Origin of the sequence: Janthinobacterium sp. BJB401, assembly GCF_013372745.1 — a bacterium.
Classification (GTDB): Bacteria; Pseudomonadota; Gammaproteobacteria; order Burkholderiales; family Burkholderiaceae_D; genus Janthinobacterium; species Janthinobacterium rivuli.
The window spans coordinates 81,226-103,100 of sequence record NZ_JABXFH010000015.1; the positions used below are offsets into that span (position 1 = coordinate 81,226).

General features: G+C 61.1%; 17 protein-coding genes. 4 read left to right on the plus strand and 13 right to left on the minus strand.

Annotated elements, in window-relative coordinates:
- Positions 1–32: 32 nt before the first annotated feature.
- The 8 genes from rseP to rpsB form a co-directional block, all read right to left on the minus strand.
- A complete protein-coding gene (gene rseP / locus HWE17_RS12475) occupies positions 33–1,394 on the minus strand; it encodes an RIP metalloprotease RseP (RefSeq protein WP_035818163.1) in 1,362 nt (453 codons plus the stop codon).
- Positions 1,391–2,575, minus strand: a complete 1,185-nt coding sequence (gene ispC, locus HWE17_RS12480) for a 1-deoxy-D-xylulose-5-phosphate reductoisomerase (RefSeq protein WP_176388947.1) — start codon at positions 2,573–2,575, stop codon at positions 1,391–1,393. Before ispC ends, rseP begins: the two co-directional genes overlap by 4 nt.
- Positions 2,576–2,583: 8 nt before the next feature.
- Complete coding sequence (locus HWE17_RS12485) at positions 2,584–3,417, minus strand: phosphatidate cytidylyltransferase (RefSeq protein ID WP_176388948.1); 834 nt, start codon at positions 3,415–3,417, stop codon at positions 2,584–2,586.
- Complete coding sequence (gene uppS / locus HWE17_RS12490) at positions 3,417–4,184, minus strand: polyprenyl diphosphate synthase (RefSeq protein ID WP_035818158.1); 768 nt, start codon at positions 4,182–4,184, stop codon at positions 3,417–3,419. The genes HWE17_RS12485 and uppS overlap by 1 nt, the downstream gene beginning before the upstream one ends.
- A 98-nt stretch (positions 4,185–4,282) precedes the next feature.
- Positions 4,283–4,843, minus strand: coding sequence for a ribosome recycling factor (gene frr, locus HWE17_RS12495; protein WP_034784152.1), 561 nt, complete (start codon positions 4,841–4,843; stop codon positions 4,283–4,285).
- Between the two features lie 179 nt (positions 4,844–5,022).
- Positions 5,023–5,739: a UMP kinase gene (gene pyrH / locus HWE17_RS12500; RefSeq protein ID WP_035818156.1), complete on the minus strand. Its 717-nt coding sequence runs from the start codon at positions 5,737–5,739 to the stop codon at positions 5,023–5,025.
- A 148-nt stretch (positions 5,740–5,887) separates the two neighbouring features.
- Positions 5,888–6,799 (minus strand): translation elongation factor Ts, encoded by a 912-nt coding sequence (gene tsf, locus HWE17_RS12505; RefSeq protein WP_034752260.1) that lies wholly within the window; start codon positions 6,797–6,799, stop codon positions 5,888–5,890.
- Positions 6,800–6,957: 158 nt separating this feature from the next.
- Positions 6,958–7,710, minus strand: coding sequence for a 30S ribosomal protein S2 (gene rpsB, locus HWE17_RS12510; RefSeq protein WP_010397614.1), 753 nt, complete (start codon positions 7,708–7,710; stop codon positions 6,958–6,960).
- 390 nt (positions 7,711–8,100) lie between these two features.
- Here rpsB and map point away from each other — a divergent pair, with 390 nt between their 5' ends.
- From map to HWE17_RS12530, 4 genes are all read left to right on the plus strand, one after another.
- Entirely contained in the window at positions 8,101–8,913 is an 813-nt protein-coding gene (gene map / locus HWE17_RS12515; RefSeq protein WP_035826955.1) for a type I methionyl aminopeptidase, read from the plus strand.
- A gap of 35 nt (positions 8,914–8,948) precedes the next feature.
- Complete coding sequence (locus tag HWE17_RS12520) at positions 8,949–11,516, plus strand: [protein-PII] uridylyltransferase (RefSeq protein ID WP_176388949.1); 2,568 nt, start codon at positions 8,949–8,951, stop codon at positions 11,514–11,516.
- 40 nt (positions 11,517–11,556) lie between these two features.
- A complete protein-coding gene (locus HWE17_RS12525; RefSeq protein ID WP_099379868.1) occupies positions 11,557–12,306 on the plus strand; it encodes a pseudouridine synthase in 750 nt (249 codons plus the stop codon).
- 134 nt (positions 12,307–12,440) lie between these two features.
- On the plus strand, positions 12,441–13,205 hold the full coding sequence (locus HWE17_RS12530; RefSeq protein WP_176388950.1) for a PilZ domain-containing protein: 765 nt from the start codon (positions 12,441–12,443) through the stop codon (positions 13,203–13,205).
- Between the two features lie 87 nt (positions 13,206–13,292).
- On the opposite strand, the gene def is transcribed toward HWE17_RS12530, so the two are convergent.
- Genes def through smc form a run of 5 tightly spaced genes read right to left on the minus strand, consistent with a single transcriptional unit; the run spans position 13,293 to position 21,810 of the window.
- The gene (def, locus tag HWE17_RS12535; protein ID WP_176388951.1) at positions 13,293–13,829 is read right to left on the minus strand and encodes a peptide deformylase; all 537 of its coding nucleotides are present in this window, start codon (positions 13,827–13,829) and stop codon (positions 13,293–13,295) included.
- The gene (galU, locus tag HWE17_RS12540) at positions 13,826–14,719 is read right to left on the minus strand and encodes a UTP--glucose-1-phosphate uridylyltransferase GalU (RefSeq protein ID WP_035818146.1); all 894 of its coding nucleotides are present in this window, start codon (positions 14,717–14,719) and stop codon (positions 13,826–13,828) included. The genes def and galU overlap by 4 nt, the downstream gene beginning before the upstream one ends.
- 25 nt (positions 14,720–14,744) lie before the next feature.
- Entirely contained in the window at positions 14,745–17,108 is a 2,364-nt protein-coding gene (gene ligA / locus HWE17_RS12545) for an NAD-dependent DNA ligase LigA (RefSeq protein ID WP_176388952.1), read from the minus strand.
- A gap of 14 nt (positions 17,109–17,122) precedes the next feature.
- Positions 17,123–18,286: a cell division protein ZipA C-terminal FtsZ-binding domain-containing protein gene (locus tag HWE17_RS12550; RefSeq protein WP_176388953.1), complete on the minus strand. Its 1,164-nt coding sequence runs from the start codon at positions 18,284–18,286 to the stop codon at positions 17,123–17,125.
- On the minus strand, positions 18,283–21,810 hold the full coding sequence (gene smc, locus HWE17_RS12555) for a chromosome segregation protein SMC (protein ID WP_176388954.1): 3,528 nt from the start codon (positions 21,808–21,810) through the stop codon (positions 18,283–18,285). Before smc ends, HWE17_RS12550 begins: the two co-directional genes overlap by 4 nt.
- Positions 21,811–21,875 lie beyond the last annotated feature (65 nt).

The window sequence follows — 21,875 nt, forward strand, 5'->3', positions numbered from 1 at the left end:
GTGCGACTCACGCAATGGCATCAACCACCGCCCTAATTCAGCAATCGCAACACGTCATTAAAGACGGCAAGCACCATCAAGGTCAGCAACAAACCGATCCCCAGGCGCTGGGCAATCTCGCCTACGCGCTCCGGCAAGGGGCGTCCGGTCAAAACTTCCAGCGAATAATACAGCAAATGCCCGCCATCCAGAACAGGAATGGGTAGCAAATTCATCACGCCCAGACTGATACTGATGAAGGCAATGAAGCTCAGGTAGCTTACCAGGCCGATGCGCGCCGTCTGGCCCGCGTAATCGGCGATGGTAATGGGCCCCGTCACATTCTTCAGCGAGACCTGGCCGGTGATCATTTTGCCCAGCATTTTCAGGCTCATGACACTGGTATCCCAGACCTTGGTGGACGCCTTGCCCACGGCGGCGAACGGTCCGGAGGCCACGGTGATCATATCCGGCACCTGCCCCAGCTTTGCTTGTATCTTACCAACTGTTACAGCTCCCTCCGCCCCGGCACCGGGCACGGCGTCCGGCGTGATGGACAGGGTCAGATCCTGGCCCTGGCGCAGGAGTTGCAATTGCAAGGTCTTGCCCGGCGCCTGGCTCAGGGTGGCGATGACGGCCGCCACGTCGTGCACGGGCTGTTCGTCGATGGCCAGGATCTGGTCGTTTTTCTGCAGGCCGGCGCGCGCGGCGGCGCCACCGGGCATGATTTCCATCAGGGTGGGCGCGGAACGGGCCAGGGTCAGGCCCAGCTTGCCCAGCACGTCGCCTTCCAGGTCCGTTTCCGTCAGGCTGGCCGTCGGCAAGATCGCTTCCTGCTGGCCGCGGTCAGGACGGCGCACTTCGATGCGCGCCGGCTGCTTGTCGAGGGTAGCCTGGATCAATTCCCAGCGCAGCTCGGACCAGCTGGCCACGGCCTTGCCATTCACCGCTTCAACCGTATCGCCGCTGCGCAAGCCGGCAGCATGGGCGGCCGTCTCTTCGGCCACGGGACCGAGTTTACTCGATGGCTCTTCGATGCCATGCATGAACAGGCCCGCATACAGCACGATGGCGACGAGGAAATTGGCCAACGGGCCGGCGGCCACGATGGCGATGCGGCGCCACACGCTCTGGCGCGTGAATTCGCGGCGCAATTCGCTTTCCGGCAAATCGCTGAGGTCTTGCGCGCGGCTGTCGAGCATGCTCACATAGCCGCCCAGCGGCAGCGCGGAAATCGCCCACTCCGTCTGGTCCTTGCCAAACTTGCGCGAATACACCACTTTTCCCATGCCGATCGAGAAACGCAGCACTTTGACGCCGCACCAGCGCGCCACCAGGTAATGCCCCAGCTCGTGCAAGGTTATCAGCGAGCCCAGCGCAACGATGAACGCCAGCAAGGTGGTAATCAAGGTCATGCGGCCAGCCTTTGGGCGATGTACGCTTGCGCGGCCGCTCGGGCCAGGCGGTCCTGCTCCATCACGGCTTCGATGCTGGACGCGGCGGCGTGCGGCACCGTCTCGATCACGTGCGCGATGACCCGGTCGATCTGGCGGAAACCGATCTGTTCGTCAAGAAACGCTTGCACGGCCACTTCATTGGCCGCGTTCAGCAGGGCCGGAGCCGTGCCGCCCGCGCGCAAGGCGTCGAACGCCAGCGCCAGGCAAGGGAAACGGCGGAAATCGGGACGCTCGAACTGCAGGGTCGCCACTTGCGCCAGGTCCAGTTGCGCCACGCCGGAAGAGATGCGCTGCGGATACGCCAGCGCGTGCGCGATCGGCGTGCGCATGTCCGGATTGCCCAGCTGGGCCAGCACGGAACCGTCGATGTACGACACCATCGAATGGATCACGCTTTGCGGGTGGATCAGCACTTCGATCTGCTCGGCCGGCGCGCCGAACAGCCAGTGCGCCTCGATCACTTCCAGGCCCTTGTTCATCATGGTGGCCGAATCGACGGAAATCTTGCGTCCCATGGCCCAGGTCGGATGCTTGCAGGCCTGGTCCGGCGTGACCGCGTCCAGCGTCTCGACGTCGCGCGTGAGGAAGGGACCGCCGGAAGCGGTGAGCACGATTTTCGCCACGCCGGCGGCGCCCGGCGCGCGGCCATGGGCGTGCGGCATGCATTGGAAGATGGCGTTGTGTTCGCTGTCGATCGGCAGCAGCACGGCGCCGTTATCGTGCACGGCATCGATGAACAGCTGGCCGGACATCACCAGCGCTTCTTTATTGGCCAGCAATACTTTCTTGCCAGCACGCGCCGCCGCCAGGGTGGGCGCCAGGCCGGCCGCGCCGACGATGGCCGCCATCACGCCCGTCACTTGCGGCGCGCTGGCGATGGCGCACAGGGCCTCCACGCCGTACTCGACCTGCGTATCGACGCCCTGTCCGCGCAGCAAGCGCGTCAGTTCAAGGGCGGCATCCGCCGTGCCGACGACGGCGCGCTGGGGACGGAATTGCAGGCACTGGGCGGCCAGTTCGGCCACACGGCTGTGTGCGCTTAGCGCATACACGCTGTATTGCTCGGGATGACGCGCGAGCACGTCCAGGGTGGACACGCCGATCGAGCCGGTCGCGCCAAGGATGGTGATGTATTGCATGAGTTTCCTTAAAGCCAGCTGGCCACGAGGGCGGCAAATGGCAGGACCGGGATCAAGGCATCGATACGGTCGAGTACGCCGCCATGGCCAGGCAGCAGGTTGCTGCTGTCCTTGATGCCGGCGCGGCGCTTCAATTGGGATTCGAACAGGTCGCCGACGATGCTGGCGGCGACGATCAGCAGCAGCACCAGCAAGGCCACCGGCCAGCCGCGGCGCAATTGCAACTGCACGGCGAAGGTGTCTTGCAAGACCGGCAGCGATGGCGCGGCCATGATGGTGATGGCGGAGATGACGAGCACGGCGATGCCGCCGCCGATGGCGCCTTCCCAGGATTTACCTGGGGAAATGCTTGGCGCCAGCTTGCGCTTGCCGAAAGCCTTGCCCGAGAAGTACGCGCCGATATCGGCGATCCACACGAGGGCCATGACGGACAGCAGGAACAAGGGGCTATGCAGGAACAGGGCGATGATGGCAACAAAACAGCCGACGATGGTCACCGGGTACACCAGGCTGAGCAAGGTATTGCCCAGGCCTTCGGTGGGCGGCAAGCCCGTCGCCAGCGAGGGCACGAAGCGGATCAGCCAGATGGCCACGCACAGGGCGAACCAGAAATTGAGCTGCGCCATGCCGTTGCCGACAAAGAACGTATACGCGAAGGCGGCAGTCCAGATGGCGGCAATCAGCAGCGCCTGGCGATTTTTGAAAATGCGGAAACTTTCCCAGATGGCGGCGCCGAAGAACGCCGTGGCGATCACGGCGAAGGCGGGGAAATAATTCAGATACAGAACCGGCAGCAAGACCGCCAACAAGACCAGGGCGGTGATTATCCGTGTTTTCAGCATCAGTTTGTCTTTTCAGTTAATTGCGCGCTGGTACGGCCAAAGCGCCGTTCGCGCTGCTGGTAAGACGCGATTGCCGCGTCGAGGCACTCGTCATTGAAGTCGGGCCAGAAAGTCTCGGTGAAAAACAACTCAGTGTACGCCAGTTGCCACAGGAGGAAATTGGAAATGCGCTGCTCGCCGCCGGTGCGGATGAACAGGTCGGGCTCGGGTGCGTAGGCCATGGCCAGGTGCGGCGCCAGTTGCTCTTCCGTGTAAGCGTGTGCGGCGGGCTGGCCATTGGCTGCCGCCTCGGCCGTCATTTTGTTGACTGCCTGCATGATGTCCCAGCGGCCGCCGTAATTGGCGCAGATGGACACCGTCAGGCGCGTGTTGTTCGCCGTCTTGCGCTCCGCATTGGCGATCAGGGTTTGCAGCTGCTCATTGAAGCGCGACAGGTCGCCCACCACCTTCAGGCGGATATCGTTGGCATGCATCTTGACCACTTCGCGTTCCAGCATCGTGACGAACAGGCGCATCAGCATCGACACCTCTTCTTCCGGGCGGCGCCAGTTTTCAGAACTGAAGGCAAACAGGGTCAGGTACTCGACACCGCGTTCGAGGCAAGTCTCGACGATGCCGCGCACGGCGTCGGCGCCCTTGACGTGGCCAGCCACGCGGGGCAGGAAGCGTTTGGTTGCCCAGCGACCATTGCCATCCATAATGATTGCCACATGGCGCGGCACCGTACCGACCTCAGGTACTGCCGTTGTCGAACTCGAATAGATCATGAAAACAAGAATACCAAAAATAAAAGATAGCTATTATGCGCCAAATAGCACTGCCCGGAAAAGCCATGCTTTTCCGGGCAGCGTCGAAGGACTGAAAACTAGACCGTCAGCACTTCTTTTTCTTTGTCGACGACCATCTTGTCGATGTCGGCGATAAACTTGTCCGTCAGCTTCTGCACTTCTTCCGACGAGCGGCGCTCATCGTCCTCGGAGCAGGCTTTTTCCTTGACCAGTTTCTTCAGCGACTCGTTCGCATCGCGGCGAATGTTACGCACGGCAATCTTCGCGTCTTCCGCTTCGCTCTTGACCAGCTTGACCATTTCCTTGCGGCGCTCTTCCGTCAGCGGCGGCGTCGGAACGCGGATCAGGTCGCCCTGTGCCGACGGGTTCAGGCCCAGGTCGGCGTCGCGGATGGCTTTTTCGATGGTGTTGGCCATCTTCTTTTCGTACGGCTGCACACCGATGGTACGCGCATCGATCAGGGTCACGTTGGCGACCTGGGTCAGCGCCGTCGGCGAACCGTAGTAATCGACCATCACGTGGTCCAGGATACCCGTATGGGCGCGGCCGGTACGCACTTTGGCCAGATCGGCCCGCAGTGTTTCCAGCGACTTCGTCATGCGTTCCTGGGTGTTCTTTTTAACGTCAGCTAAGGACATACGCCCTCCTATATCTTGATAATAAATGGGTATTACAATTATTCACTGCAGTGTAAATGTTCGCGCAGTCGGGAGTGCCGAAAACCGTTCAGGGCAAGGCGCAGCGCCGAAGACAGTACTTAATGTACGGCGAGGCGCTGCAACGCAGCCATGAGCGGTTTCTCGGCGCTCCGCTTCCCTTATACGTGAACCAGCGTGCCTTCGTCTTCGCCCATGATGACGCGCATCAGCGCGCCTGGCTTGGTGATCGAAAACACTTTGATTGGCAGTTTCTGGTCGCGACACAGGGCGAATGCCGTGGCATCCATCACTTGCAGGTGCTTGGCGATGGCGTCGTCGAACGTAATCGTGTGGAACAGGGTGGCGTTCGGATCTTTCTGCGGATCGGCCGTGTACACGCCGTCGACCTTGGTGGCCTTCAGGACGATCTCGGCGCTGATCTCGGCACCGCGCAGGGCAGCTGCCGTGTCGGTGGTGAAGAACGGATTGCCGGTGCCGGCGGCGAAGACCACCACTTTACCTTCTTCCAGGTATTGCAGGGCTTTCGGGCGGACGTACGGCTCGACCACTTGCTCGATGCCGATGGCCGACATGACGCGCGCGGTAATGCCGACGTGGCGCATGGCATCGGCCAGGGCCAGGGCATTCATCACCGTGGCAAGCATGCCCATGTAGTCGGCGGTGGCACGGTCCATGCCTTGCGCGCCAGGCGCGACGCCGCGGAAAATATTGCCGCCGCCAATCACGATTGCCAGTTCCACACCCAACTTCGCCACCTCGGCCACATCGGCCACCATGCGCTCGATCGTGGCGCGGTTGATGCCGTAGGGATCATCGCCCATCAGGGCTTCGCCGGACAACTTGAGGAGGACGCGCTTGTAGGCTGGTTTTGACATGAGCTGGGGCTCCATAAATGAGGTTATTCGAGTATGACATGGCGCAGCGCCTTGCAGCGCCGGATAGGCGGGAGGAAGCTGCCCATGCCGCCGCCCGGCACGACAGGTGCGGGCGGGCCAAAAAAACGGGCCTCTCGGCCCGCTTTACTTACGCTCCCTGGGAGGCAGCCATCTGTGCTGCGACTTCTGCTGCGAAGTCGTCTTGCTTCTTCTCGATGCCCTCGCCCACTACGTACATGGCGAAACCTTTGACGCTGGTGTTAGCCGCCTTCAGCATTTGCTCAACCGACAGCTTGTCGTTTTTCACGAAAGCCTGGTTCAGCAGGGAAACTTCTTTCAGGAACTTCTGTACGGAACCTTCCAGGCGCTTGGCCAGGATTTCCGGCGATTGCGCTGGCTTGCCTTCGGCGGCCGCTTTGGCTGCGTCTTCTTCGGCTTTCAGTTGTGCAACCGAGCGCTCTTTTTCGATCAGTTCCGCAGGAACTTCGTTCGACGACAGCGACACTGGCTTCATGGCAGCGATGTGCATGGCCACGTCTTTACCCACTTGCTCATCGGCGCCGTCGAATTCGACGATCACGCCAATGCGCGAACCGTGCAAGTACGAAGCCAGCTTGGCGCTGGTTTCGAAACGCTGGAAGCGGCGGATGGTCATGTTTTCGCCGATTTTGCCGATCAGGGCAGCGCGCACGTCTTCCAGGGTCTTGCCGTCGAGTGGCAGAGCCAGCAGGGCAGCGACGTCAGCCGGGTTGTGTTCCGCTACCAGACGGGCAGCGTTGTTGGCCAGTGCCAGGAAATCGTCGTTTTTCGCAACGAAGTCGGTTTCCGAGTTCACTTCGACCAGGGCGCCTACGCCGTTGGCGATGTAGGTTGCCACGACGCCTTCAGCGGTAATGCGTGCCGATGCTTTCGATGCCTTGCCGCCCAGTTTGACGCGCAGGATCTCTTCCGCACGAGCCATGTCGCCTTCGGCTTCGGTCAGTGCTTTTTTGCATTCCATCATTGGTGCGTCGGTTTTGCCGCGCAATTCGCCTACCATCGCTGCTGTAATCGCTGCCATGTGTTTCTCCTGATTCGGTGAGTCGATAGTCGCGGCCGGGCATGCATGCCTCGCCAGCGGTCACTATCGTTTTTTTGTTAAAAAAAAGGGGGAGCTGCTGCCACCCCTTTTCCCTTACTGCTGTGCTTACAAACGGCTATCTTGCGATAGCCTGGCCATTAAGCCTGTTCGTTAACTTCGACGAATTCGTCGCCAGCGGCTGCTTTAACCATTTCAACAACTTCGTTACCGGCAGCTGCACGGCCTTCGATGATTGCATCAGCAACACCGCGAGCGTACAACATGATGGCTTTCGAGGAGTCATCGTTACCTGGGATCACGAAGTTCACGCCTTCTGGGGAGTGGTTGGTATCGACAACGCCGATGACCGGGATACCCAGTTTAGCTGCTTCGGTGATCGCACCTTTGTGGTAGCCGACGTCGACGACGAAGATTGCGTCAGGAATGCCGCCCATGTCCTTGATGCCGCCGATCGATTTTTGCAGCTTGATCATTTCGCGGGAGAACATCAGCGCTTCTTTTTTCGACAGCTTCTCGATCGAACCGTCTTCGATCATCACTTCCATGTCTTTCAGACGCTTGATCGAGGTTTTGATCGTTTTGAAGTTGGTCAGCATGCCGCCCAACCAACGTTGATCAACGAAAGGCACGCCAGCGCGTTGTGCTTCAGCAGCGATGATTTCGCGAGCTTGACGCTTGGTGCCAACCATCAGGATGGTGCCACGGTTTGCAGCCAGTTGACGCACGTGCTTCATTGCGTCCTGGTACATCGCCATGGTTTTTTCCAGGTTGATGATGTGGATCTTGTTGCGATGGCCGAAGATGAACGGTGCCATTTTTGGATTCCAAAAACGGGTTTGGTGACCAAAGTGGACACCGGCTTCCAGCATTTCGCGCATTGTTACGGACATTATTAACTCCAGGGTTGGGTCTGGAATCCGATCAGTCACCATACAGGCACCCTTGTCGACCGGATTCGCGTGTTTATATAAATTAAAGACACTGTTTTACTGCATTGCTTAAAAGAGAATTCAAGCAACCCGGGATTCTACACTGAAATGCCCATTTCATCAAGCCCACGCCGCAAATCGCGCGCGCAGCGACGGCAAGCGTTGCACCACGCTGGTGCAACGCGTATCGACCATCGGTTTTCCCGCAAAAAACGCCTGCCAGCCACAGGATGGAGGCGGCGGATGCCGGGCGCCTCGTTTATAATTTCGACATATTTGCAGACTTTTCCTCATACGCTGAGATTCGTCTGTGCTTTTCACCCGAACATCTTGCAGATTGCGAATTACACCATGTCCACCATCCGTATCAATACCGCCGCCGACATCGAAGGCATGCGCGTTGCCGGCAAACTCGGCGCCGAAGTACTCGATTACATCACGCCTTTCGTCAAGGTCGGCGTCACGACCGGCGAACTGGACCGCCTGTGCCACGAATACATGGTCAACGTGCAAGGCACCATCCCTGCCCCGCTGAACTACTGTCCTCCTGGCTACACGCCCTACCCGAAAGCCATCTGCACCTCCGTCAACGACGTCATTTGCCACGGCATTCCCGGCGACAAGGTCCTCAAGAGCGGCGACTCCGTCAACCTCGACATCACCGTCATCAAGGATGGCTACCACGGCGACAACAGCCGCATGTTCCTCGTCGGCACGCCGACCATCCTGGCCAAGCGCCTGTCGGAAATCACTTATGAATGCATGTGGCTGGGAATCGACCAGATCAAGCCGGGCGCCCACCTGGGCGATATCGGCCACGCCATCCAGCAGCACGCCGAAAAGGCCGGCTACAGCGTGGTGCGCGAATTCTGCGGCCACGGCATCGGCAAGGTCTTCCATGAAGAGCCGCAAGTGCTGCACTACGGCAAGCCAGGTACCCTGGAGCGCCTGGAAGCGGGCATGATTTTTACCGTGGAACCGATGATCAACTCGGGCCGCCGCGAAATCCGCGAAATGAACGACGGCTGGACCATCAAAACCAAGGACCGCAGCCTGTCCGCGCAATGGGAACACACGGTACTGGTGACGGAAACGGGCTATGAAGTGCTGACCGTCTCGCCCGGCATGCCGCCACCACCCGCCTTGATCCTGAACAAAGCCTGATTCTCCATCCCACGCACCGCCACCCCAGGGCCCAGATGAAAAAGCAGATTCGGGAACAGCTGAAACAGCAACTGAAAGCCGACCGCCAGGTCGTCATTGCGGCCTTCCAGGCCGACGGCAAGCCTGAAAAACTGCTGCGCAGCCTGCGCCACAGCGTCGATGGCGTGCTGGCGCGTGCCTGGCAGGAGGCCGGCTTGCCGCCCGGCACGGCCCTGGTGGGCGTGGGAGGCTATGGTCGCGGTGAACTGTTTCCGTATTCCGACGTCGACCTGCTGATCCTGCTGCAACAGGCGCCCGACGCCGCCACGCAGGAAAAGCTCGAGGAACTGGTGCAACTGCTGTGGGACCTGGGCCTGGAAATCGGCCACAGCATCCGCACGGTCGATGAGTGTTTGATCGAATCGAAGGCCGACATCACGGTGCAAACAAGCTTGCTCGAAGCGCGCCTCGTGTGCGGCAACGCGGACCTGTTCGCGCAATTGCAGCAGCGCTACGACGCGGCCATGGACCCGCAGGCGTTCTTTCAGGCAAAAACGGCGGAAATGCGCCAGAGACACGCCAAATACGAGGATACGGCCTTCAGCCTGGAACCAAATTGCAAGGAAAGCCCGGGCGGCCTGCGCGACTTGCAAGTGATCCTGTGGGTGGCCAAGGCGGCCGGCCTGGCGAACTCGTGGCGCACCCTGGCCACGGGCGGCCTGATCACCCTGACGGAAGCGCGCCAGCTGATGGAAAAGGAACGCGCCTTCAAGGATATCCGCGTGCGCCTGCACCTGCACGCAGGCCGGCGCGAAGACCGCCTCGTGTTCGACGTGCAGACGGCGATCGCCGAATCGCTGGGACTGCAGGCGACGGGCAGCGGGCCGCACATGCGCCGCGCCAGCGAATTTCTGATGCAACGCTACTACTGGGCCGCCAAGACGGTAACCCAGCTCAACACGATTTTGCTGCAGAACATCGAAGCGCGATTGTTTCCGCAAGACGATGTGGCCGTGCCCATCAACGAACGCTTCAATGAAGTCAACAGCCTGATCGACATCAGCGCCGATGATACGTTCGAGCAATACCCATCGGCCATGCTGGAAGTCTTCGTGCTGATGACGGAGCGCCCGGCCCTGAAGGGCATGACCTCGCGCGCCACGCGGGCCCTGTGGCACGCGCGCTTCAAGATCGACGCCGCCTTCCGCCAGGATCCCGTCAACCGCGCCCTCTTCCTGCGCATCATGCAAGCCCCGGTCGGCATCATCCATGCGCTGCGGCGCATGAACGAGATGAGCATCCTGGGGCGCTACCTGCCGAATTTCCGCCGCATCGTGGGCCAGATGCAGCACGACCTGTTCCACGTGTACACGGTCGACCAGCACATTTTGATGGTGGTGCGCAACATGCGCCGCTTCACGATGAGCGAACATGCGCACGAATACCCGTTCTGCAGCCAGCTGATGGCCGATTTCTCGCAGTCGTGGCTGCTGTACGTGGCAGCCCTGTTCCACGACATCGCCAAGGGCCGCGGCGGCGACCACTCGAAGCTGGGCGTGGCCGACGCCACCCAGTTCTGCCAAGACCACGGTCTGTCGGAAGAAGACACGGAACTGGTGGCATTCCTGGTGGAAAATCATTTGACCATGTCGCAAGTGGCGCAAAAGCAGGATCTGTCCGATCCCGACGTCGTCCAGGCCTTTGCGAAAGTGGTCAAGGACGAGCGCCACCTGACAGGCCTGTACCTGCTGACGGTGGCCGACATCCGCGGCACCAGCCCGAAAGTGTGGAACGCCTGGAAGGGCAAGCTGCTGGAAGACCTGTACAAGATCACCTTGCGCGTGCTGGGCGGCGAGCCGCACACGGCCGACCGCGAACTCAAAAACCGCCAGCAGGAAGCGCTGGCCACCCTGCGCCTGTACGGTTTGCCGCCCGATGCCCATCTGAAACTGTGGCAGCAGCTGGATGTGGCGTATTTCCTGCGCCACGACGCGTCCGACATCGCCTGGCAGACGCGCTCGCTGTATGACAAACTCGACAGCAAGTTGCCGGTGGTAAAATGCCGCCTGGCGCCCATCGGCGAAGGCTTGCAGGTGGCCGTGTACATTCCCGACCAGCCCGACCTGTTCGCGCGCATCTGCAGCTATTTCGACCGCAAGAATTTCAGCATCCTCGACGCGAAGATCCACACGACGAAAAACGGCTATGCGCTCGACACCTTCCTCGTCACCGAGCAGAACTTCGCCAAGAGCTACCGCGACATCATCAGCCTGATCGAGCATGAGCTGGGCGAGCTGCTGCAGTCGCAAACGCCGCTGCCGCCGCCGGGCAAGGGACGGCTGTCGCGCCTGTCGCGCACCTTCCCTTTCCAGCCGACCGTGGATTTGCGGCCCGATGAAAAGGGTCAATATTATTTACTGTCGGTGGCGGCCAACGACCGCACGGGCTTGCTGTATGCGATCGCCAACGTGCTAACCAAGTACCGCATCAACTTGCACACGGCCAAGATCATGACCCTGGGCGAGCGGGTCGAAGACGTCTTCCTCGTCGACGGCCCCGCGCTCAACAATGCCCGCAACCAGATATTGCTGGAAACCGATTTACTCGATGCGCTGAAAGTGTAGACTTTCCGCGCAGCGCCTACTTTACTGAAACTGAAACAACATGACCGAAGAATTATTACGCTTGTCCAAACGCATGTCCGAACTGGGCCTGTCTTCCCGCCGCGAAGCCGATGAATGGATCGCACGCGGCTGGGTCCGCGTGGATGGCAAGGTGGTGTCCGAGCTGGGCAGCAAGGTCTACCCGAGCCAGAAAGTCACCGTGGAACGCCAGGCGGCAGCCGAGCAATCGAAGCGCGTCACCGTGCTGATCAACAAACCCGTCGGTTACGTCAGCGGCCAGGCCGAAGACGGCTACACGCCCGCCGTGGCCCTGATCAAGGCGGAAAACCGCTGGGCGGAAGACCGCAGCCCGGAACAGTTCCACCCGACCCAGCTGCGCAGCCTGGTGGCGGCCGGCCGACTGGACATCGATTCCGTCGGCTTGCTGGTCCTGACGCAGGACGGCCGCGTGGCCAAGCAGCTGATCGGCCACGATACCGATATCGACAAGGAATACCTGGTGCGCGTGAGCTACACCAAGGGCGACACCCTGCCCGACAGCGAGCTGAAAAAGCTCAACCACGGCCTGTGGCTCGACGGCAAACCGCTGCTGCCGGCCAAGGTGCGCTGGCAAAACGAAGACCAGCTGAGCTTTACCCTGCGCGAAGGCAAGAAACGCCAGATCCGCCGCATGTGCGAAGCCGTGGGCCTGAAAGTGCTGGGACTGAAACGCGTGCGCATCGGCAAGGTCAAGCTGGGCGACTTGCCGACAGGCCAATGGCGTTATCTGAGCGCGGACGAACAATTTTAAGCTACGACGTCAAGGTGCCATGCAAGACTACAACAGGAATATAGTGATATAAAAACAATTATTGTGATTTACTTAGTAAATATTGCTTTAAACCTATACACTATTCCCCATTAGAACAAAAGAGATACGCTGTCGTGAACGATCCCATCCCCAATCCCCTGCGCAAAGGCGCGCCTAGCCTGGCTGACGTGGCCGAGCCGATGGCGCCAGGCACCAAGCCGCACCATATGAGCGATCCGTGGGATATCGGCGAAACCCTGTGCAGCCTGGCTGACAACGGCGACGCCATTTCCATCTACCCGACAGGCGGCGAAGACGTCATCATGGCGCGCATTTTGTCCGTCGACGACGACTTGCCGCAATTCGTGCTGGAACTCAATGAAGGCGCGACCCTGCCCGAAGGCGGCGCCACATTTGTATCGTGGGTGCAAAGCGCCAAGCTGCAATTTACCATCAATGGCGAATGGCAAGCGTATCCCGAACGCCCGAACGTGTACCTGACCAACTTCCCCAGTCATTGCCTGGTGCTGGAACGGCGCGAATCGACGCGCCTGGAAACGCCGCTGGGCGTCTACTACCTGGCCGCCTTCGTGCTCGAGGGACGTCCGTATGAATTGCAGCTGTATGATTTCTCGGCCGGCGGCATCGGCATGCGCGCCCATCCGCGCGACACGATCGGCCTGTACGTGGGGCGCAAGCTGTCGCGCGTGCGCCTGGAACTGGGACCGAACAAGGTCATGATCGCCGACCTGGAAATCCGCCTGTCGCGCACCTTCCGCTCCTTCCTGCTGGGCGAGCAAGTGCAGATCGGCTGCCGCTTCCTGAACCTGACGGAGGCCATGCAGGATGAATTAAAGATGCTGCTCGATGACCTGGGCAGCAGCCGCAAGGTGCGCTAGGTTCGCCAGGTTTGCTTCACGCATTAAGAATGGCCGCCCAGCTCATGCTGCGCGGCCATTGTTTTATCGTCGACAAGTATCGGGCGCCTAGTCGTCGTCGTTTGGGTCAAGATCGGGGAACATCACCTCGGTATAACCGAATTGCGTAAAATCGACGATACGCATCGGATACAAAATGCCGTGCAAGTGGTCCACCTCATGCTGTACCACGCGCGCATGGAAGCCGTCGCAGTCGCGGCTGATGGGCTGGCCAAACTGGTCCACGCCTTCGTAGTGCAGCTCGCTCCAGCGCGGCACGCTGCCGCGCAGGCCGGGCACGGACAGGCAGCCTTCAAAACCCTCTTCCTTACGTTCCGACAAAGGCGTCAGCACAGGGTTGATCAGCACGGTTTCCGGCACTTGCGGCGCGTCAGGATAGCGCAGGTTCTGTTTGAAGCCGTAGATCACCAGCTGCAGGTTGACGCCGATCTGCGGCGCCGCCAGGCCCGCGCCATTGGCCGCATGCATGGTGTCGAACATGTCGGCGATCAGGGCATGCAGTTCGGGCGTATCGAATTCACGCACGGACTCGGCCATGCGCAGCAGGCGCGGATCGCCCATCTTGAGGATTTCACGTACGGTCATTTTGCGTCCAGTGCCGATTGCAGTTCTTGCAGGTAACTGCGGAAGGCCGCGCCCGTTTCAGGGTGCTTCATGCCCATCGCCGTCGTTGCCTTCAAGTAGCCAAGCTTGGAGCCGCAATCATAACGCTGTCCCTGGTAGCGGTAAGCCAGCACCCGCTCTTCGCGCATCAGGGCGGCGATGCCGTCCGTCAACTGGATTTCGCCGCCGGCGCCCGTTCCGATATTTTCCAGGTGGCTAAAAATACGGCTGGTCAGCACATAACGGCCCACCACGGCCAGGGTCGATGGCGCCTCTTCGGGCGCGGGCTTTTCCACGATGGCCGAGACCAGTTCCAGGTCGGGCTGATAATTCTTTGCCGAGACAATACCGTACTGCTTGGTTTCCGCGCGCGGCACATCCTGCACCGCCAGCAGCGAGCAATTTTCATACTGGAAGACATCGGTCATCTGCGCCAGCACGGGGCGCACGCCCTCTTCCACATCCATGAAGTCGTCGGCCAGCAAGACGGCAAACGGCTCGTCGCCAATCACGGGACGGGCGCACAGTACGGCATGCCCCAGGCCCAGCGGCGCCGACTGGCGGATGTAAATGCAATTGATGTGCTTGGGAATGACGTTTTGCACCATGTCGAGCAATTGGCGCTTGCCGGCCGCTTCCAGTTCCGACTCGAGCTCGTAAGCCGTATCGAAATGGTCTTCGATGGCGCGCTTGTTGCGGCCCGTGATGAAGATCATTTCCGTGATGCCGGCCGCCACGGCCTCTTCCACCGCGTACTGGATCAATGGTTTGTCGACGATGGGCAACATTTCCTTCGGTTGCGCCTTGGTCGCGGGCAAGAAACGGCTGCCCAGGCCGGCGACGGGAAAGACTGCTTTTCTGATTTTTTTCATGGGTCTTTTGTAGTATGTTGAATGGTTAGTCCTGCGCCAACAGGGCCAGCAAACCAGCCTCGTCGAGGATGGCCACGCCCAGTTCCTGCGCTTTGGCCAGCTTGCTGCCAGCGTCAGAACCGGCCACGACATAGCCTGTCTTCTTCGATACAGAACCGCTGACCTTGCCACCAGCCGCCTCGATCAGCTCCGCGGCCTCGTCGCGGCTCATATTGGGCAAGGTGCCCGTCAGAACAAAGGTCTTGCCGTCCAGCTTGCCGCCAGCGGCTGGCATTTCAGGTAATTGTGACAGTAATTCATTGCGCAGGGCGTCCAGTTGAACCAGCAGCTTGACATTGCTCTCATCGGCCAGCCATTGCGCCAGCGCTTCGGCCACGGCGGCGGGCAAGCCAGCGTGGAAGCTGGCGCCTTGCGCGGCCAGGCTGGCCAGGGTCACGCCCCGCTCCACCAGCTGCTTGCTGCGCGGCTCCGTCAGCTTCGGGATGCCGATGGCTGCCAGCAATTTGATTTCCTCGAGCTGCGTGCGCAGCTTGGCGCTGGGCGCATGTTCGCCTTGCGGCGTGACACCGGCATCGAGCAAAGCCTGCAGCGCCTGCTGATTCTTTTCCTCGGCAAAGAAGTCGGCAATCGATTCGGCCACCGTGCCGCCGATGTCGGGCAGCACGCGCAGCAAAGCCGCCGGCGCTTTGCGCACATACGCCAGGCTACCGAGCCACTCGGCCAGGGTCTTGGCCGTCGATTCGCCCACGTGGCGGATGCCCAGCGCGAACAGGAAACGCTCGAGCGGCGGGCGCTTGCTCGCCTCGATGCCGGCCAGCAGGTTTTCCGCCCACTTGGTGGGAATCTTGCCTTGTTGCACTGTCTCTGGCGTCGAACCATCGCGCTCGTCGGCGCGCACTTTCATTTCCAGCAATTTATCCAGGGTCAGGCTGTACAGGTCAGCGAGGCCATGCACGTATTCCAGTTCGACCAGGGTATCGATATAACGTTCCCCCAGTCCTTCGATATCCATCATGCGCCGTCCCGCGAAATGGCGGAACGCTTCCTTGCGCTGCGCCGAGCAGAACAGGCCACCCGAGCAGCGGGCAATCGCCTCGCCCTCTTCGCGCACCACGTGCGAGCCGCAAATCGGGCAAGTATCACGCATCACGAAGGCAACAGTTCCTTCCGGACGCTTGTCGGGCACCATCGCCAGCACCTCAGGTATGACATCGCCTGCGCGGCGCACGATGACCGTGTCGCCAATCCGAATATCCTTGCGCTGAACCTCTCCTTCATTGTGCAAGGTGGCGTTCGTCACCGTCACGCCGCCGACTGATACGGGCGCCAGGCGCGCCACGGGCGTCATGGCGCCCGTGCGTCCCACCTGGATATCGATGCCCAGCACTTGCGTCAGCGCCTCTTCGGCGGGGAATTTGTGCGCCAGCGCAAAGCGCGGCGCGCGCGACACAAAGCCCAGCTCCTGCTGGTCTTCCGTCGCATTCACCTTGTAGACCACGCCGTCGATTTCATACGGCAAGGCGGGACGGCGCGCGCCGATATCGGCGTAGTAGGCAAGCAAGCCCTGCGCGCCCTGCACCACCTTGCGCTCTTTTGACACGGGGATACCCAGGGTTTCGTACCAGTCCAGCAAGGCCGAATGCGACACCGGCATGGCGGCGCCATCGAGAGCGCCGATGCCGTAGGCATAGAAACGCAGCTTGCGCTGCGCCGTAATGCGCGAATCGAGCTGGCGCAGGCTGCCGGCGGCCGCATTGCGCGGGTTGGCAAATTCCTTCTGCCCGGCCTCGCGCTGGCGTTCGTTCAGGCGGGCAAAATCGCCCTTGAACATCATCACTTCGCCGCGCACGTCGAGCAGTGCAGGAATCTTGTCGCCATGCAGGCGCAAAGGGATGCCGGAAATGGTGCGGATATTCGCCGTCACGTCCTCGCCCGTGGCGCCGTCGCCGCGCGTGGCCGCCTGCACGAACAGGCCGTTTTCATAGCGCAGGTTGATGGCCAGGCCGTCGAATTTCACTTCGGCCGCATACGCGACGTCCTGCCCATCGAGGCCCAGGCCTTCACGTACGCGGCGGTCGAAATTGACGATATCGTCGTCGGAGAAACCATTGTTCAGCGACAACATCGGCACCGTGTGCGTGACTTGCTCGAATTGCGGCAGCGGCGCCGCGCCCACGCGCAAGGTGGGCGAATCAGGCGTACGCAAGTCGGGATGGGCCGTTTCCAGCGTTTGCAGTTCGACGAACAGCTTGTCGTACTCGGCGTCGGGAATGGTGGGATTGTCGAGCACGTGGTAGGCGTGCAGATGCCGATTGAGTTCGGCGGTGAGATCCAGGACGCGCTGGGCGGCATTCCGCAGGGCGGCGTCCTGGTTGATCGGATCAGTCATTGTTGCGGGATTCTTCAGCTAAATAAACGCAGGGCGCGGGTGGAACCGGCCGGAATGTCGGCCGCGTCCATTTCCTGGTAAAACTCTTGCACCTGGCCGGCGATCTCGGCCAGCGCCGCATCGGACAGGGCCTGGTTGTAATCGTCGACGATGGTCGCGTCCAGGCGGCCCACCAGTGCCTTCGCGCAAGCGACCATGGCGCCAAAACCGTCACGCGCAGGCGCCACGCAAGGCACGTCCAGCAGCAGGGTCAAACGCGGCGTCGTTTCCTCGGCCAAGGTGACATTCGTCGACAGCGAGAACAGATAGCCGCCCTCGCCATCGGGCATGACGAAGCGGCCGTCCGGACGCACGTCGAAGCCCTGCTTTTCCAGGGCGAACAGCAAGGTGGAAATGGCCCATGGCGCGCCATTCGTGTGCAGGTTCACGCCCAGCTGGGCGTCATGGCCGGCCACGAAGCGGTGCAGATTGCGCGCTTCGGCCATCACTTCCATCATGTCGGGCACTTCCGGCTCGGCACCGATCTCGTCAGCCACGCCGCGCAGGCGCGTGACCAGTTCCGAGTATTCGAGTTCATTCAGGGCCGTGCTGCGGCTAGCCAGCTGCACGCCGCCCTGCATCTTGGTGTAGACACCGCCATGCGTGATCGGTTCCCAGTCGCCATTCACGTGCAAACCGATGAAGTGGACGGGCTTGTTGCCCACCAGACGCAGGGTTTGCAGCACGGGCAGGATCTTGTCGCCACGCACGGGCGCTTCCAGCGACAAAGGCAGCAGGCAATCGATGAGCGGGTCGACCAGGCTGGTCGCCTGTTCGCTGGCGGCGCTGACTTCCTGCTGCGCCGGCGCGGCAGGGGTGGCAGGGACAGGATCGGCATCGGCCAGCGACGGTTCCGCATGCACGGGGGCGTCTGACACAGGGGCCGCTGGCGGCGCGCCAAATGACGGTTCGGCCTTGGCGGCGGGCGCCGCATCGAAGCGCGGCTCCTGGCGCAGCACGGGTTCCTGGGCTTCCACTGCGGGGGCGTCGCCCTCGCGCATCAGCACGTCGTCGTGGTCGGTGGAAAAGGCCCGTTCCACGCTTTTCTTGGCCTTGTATTCCTGCCATTTGTTGTACGAAAAAACGCCGACGATAAAGACGCCGCCGGCGCCGAACAAGGTAATTTGAAGGTCTGTCATGCTGCTTGTGCCTCGGTTGCAAAATTTGCGGCGGACTCCATGTCCACCGCCACGATGCGCGATACGCCCTGCTCCTGCATCGTCACACCGATCAATTGATGGGCCATTTCCATCGCAATCTTGTTATGCGAAATGAAAAGGAATTGGGTCTGGTCGGACATGCGCTTGACCATGCGGCAGAAGCGTTCCGTGTTCGAATCGTCCAGCGGTGCATCGACTTCGTCGAGCAGGCAGAACGGCGCCGGATTCAGGCGGAACATGGAAAACACCAATGCGGTCGCGGTCAGCGCCTTCTCTCCACCGGACAACAGGTGGATGGTGGCATTTTTCTTGCCGGGAGGCTGCGCCATGACTTGTACACCGGAATCGAGAATCTCGTCGCCCGTCATGGTCAGTTTCGCCTGGCCGCCGCCAAACAGAATCGGGAACAGCTCGGAAAAGTGATGGTTGACCTTGTCGAACGTGTCTTGCAGCAAGTCGCGCGTTTCCTTGTCGATCTTGTGGATCGCGTCTTCCAGGGTATTGATCGCTTCCGTCAGGTCGGCATTCTGGGCGTCGAGGAAATTTTTGCGCTCGGACGCCTGTGCCAGCTCGTCCAGCGCGGCCAGGTTGACGGCGCCCAGGCCCGTGATGGCGTTCGTCAAACGCGTGACTTCGCCCTGCAGATACGATGGACGCATGTCCGGGTGCAACTTTTCCGTCAACGCAGCCTCGTCGGCGCCCGACTCCAGCAATTGCTGGGCGAATTGCTCCTGGTTCAGGCGCGCGGCCTGCTCCTTGAGCTGCATTTCCATGATCTTGTCGCGCTGCGGCTGCAGGCTGCGTTCCGATTGCGTGCGCGCATCTTCGGACAGGCGCAGCTGCTGCGTAATTTGATCGAGTTCGTGGCGCGCGTCCGCCAGCGCCCGCTCCTGCGTCGTGCGGCGCTCCAACAGATCCTGCAAGCCGTCGGCGGCCGCGCCACTTTCCAGGTTGGCCAGCTCGAGTTCGCCCGCCTGCAGGCTGGCCGTCACTTGCTGGGCCTGCGTACTGGCCGTGGCGATGTTGCGGCGCAATTCCTCGATCTTCGCGCGGTGGGCTTTTTCCGCGTATTCCGTATCCTTGGCGTTTCGTTCCAGGTCGCGCAAGGCTTCGCGCGCTTCGGCCAGACGCTGTTCCTTCTGCAGGAAGTCCGTATGGCCGTCTTCGTGCGCTTCCTGCAAGTTGCCCAGCTCCATGTCCAGCTGTTCGAATTTTTCTTCCGATTCCAGCTTGGTCTGCATCTGCTCCGCTTCCTGCGCGGCAATTTCCGCCAGGTCCGCGCCGATCTGCGTGCTGCGCTGGTTGAAGCGCGCTTCCACTTCCGACAGTTTCACCACGTCCAGTTGCAGGGTATGCACGGACGATGTCAGTTGCTGTATGCGCAGGCGCAAGTCCGACAGGTTGCGCGTCAGGGTAGCCACGGCCGCGTCGGCCCGCACGGAACGGGCGCGCGCCTCTTCGGCCAGCAATTGCTGGGCACGCAACTGTTTGCCGATATTGTCGATTTCCTGCTGGCGGCCCAGCATGCCTTCCTGCTCCGAATCGGCCGCATAGAAGCGCACGCTGGTGGCCGTGACCACGTGGCCCGCGCGCGTGACGAAATAGCCGCCCGGCGGCAATTTGCTGCGTTCGGCCAGCGCTTCGGCCGCGTCTTCCACGGCGTAGGCGTTGTGCAGCCAATCCTGCAGCAAGCCGCGCAAGCCCGGATCATTGAGTTTCAATAAGTTCAGGAAAGGCTTGAGGCCCGGCACTTCCGGCTGCGGCAGCGGCGCCACGGTGGAAGGCGCGTACAGGGCCAGCTTGGCCGGTGGCGCGTCGGCAAAGAATGCCTTAGCCCAGTCGATATTCGACAGTTGCAAGGCCGACGTGCGCTCGCGCAAGATCGATTCCATGGCCGCTTCCCAGCCCGCTTCGATCTGCAGCTTTTGCCACAGGCGCGGCAAGGTGTCGAGCTCGTGCTTTTTCAGCCATGGCTGGACTTTGCCTTGAGTCTGTACCCGTTCCTGCAATTGTTTCAAAGCGGAAAGACGCGCTTCCAACTGGGCGTTGGCGGCCGTTTCGGCATTCACCTGCGCCTGCGCTTCGGCCCGCTCCTGCTCCAGCTTCGGTTGCTGCTCCAGCGCTTCTTCCAGGTAGAAACCCTGTTCTTCCAGCGTCTGCTGCTTTTCTTCCAGCTGCAGTTTCAGGTTTTCCAGATGGCTGCTGTCGGGCAAACTGAGGCTGTTCTTTTCCTGCTGCAGGCGCTCGCGGCGCGTCAACAGGCTGGCCAGGATGTTCGAGGCGTTGCGCTGATGCGCCGATTCCAGTTCCAGCTGCTGCTGGGCCTGCATAATCCGCGCGCGCGATTCCGTACTCTTGTTTTGCGCGGCGCGCCAGGCGGCATCGAGCTCGGGCAATTGCTCGCCCTTCTGCTCGGCCATCATTTGCGATTGCTCCACCTTCGCGGCCAGCTCTTCGAGGTGGAATTCCGCCTCTTCGATCTGTTCCTGGTATTCGCCGCCTTGGCTGTTCCACTGGTCGCGCTGGGCCGTCAGGGTCGCCAGCTGTGCCTGCAGGCGGGCGCGCGATTCGATGACGAACTTGATCTGCGCTTCCAGGCTGCCGATTTCCGCATTCGTCTGGTACAGATGACCCTGCGCCGTATGCAAACGGTCGCCCACGGCAAAGTGCGCCTGGCGCATCTGCTCCAGGGTCAGCTCGACATTGCGCAGCTTGGCTGTCTGTTCTTCCAGATCCGTCTGCGCCTGTTCCACTTCGCGGAAATAGCGCGTCTGCTCGTTTTGCGCCTCGTTCTTGCGCAGCAGCCACAAGAGTTTCTGCTTTTCTTCCTGGTCCGCCTGCAAGGCGTGGAAACGCGTGGCCACGGCCGCCTGCGCTTCGAGCTTTTCCAGGTTGGCATTGAGTTCGCGCAAGATGTCTTCCACGCGCAGCAAATTCTCGCGCGTGTCCTGCAGGCGGTTTTCCGTCTCGCGGCGGCGCTCCTTGTATTTGGAGACACCGGCCGCTTCTTCGAGGAAGACGCGCAATTCTTCCGGGCGCGATTCGATGATGCGCGAAATCATGCCCTGGCCGATGATGGCGTAGGCGCGCGGGCCGAGGCCGGTGCCGAGGAAAATATCCTGGATGTCGCGCCGGCGCACGGGCTGGCCATTAATGTAATAGGTGGAGGTGCCGTCGCGCGTCAGGGTGCGCTTGACGGCGATCTCGGCGTACTGGCCCCATTGGCCGGACGCCTTGCCATCGTTATTGTCGAACACCAGTTCCACGGAAGCGCGCCCGGCCGGCTTGCGGTGGGTGGAGCCATTGAAAATGACGTCCTGCATCGATTCGCCGCGCAATTCCGACGCTTTCGATTCGCCCAGCACCCAGCGCACGGCGTCGATGATGTTCGACTTGCCGCAGCCATTCGGCCCGACCACGCCCACGAGCTGGCCTGGCACCTGGAAATTGGTGGGATCGACGAAAGACTTAAATCCCGACAACTTGATGGAAGAGAGACGCACGTGTTTTAGAGTTCCTGGCCTATGCTGGCGGTTATATTATGGGTGAACCCGGTTCATACTCAGTT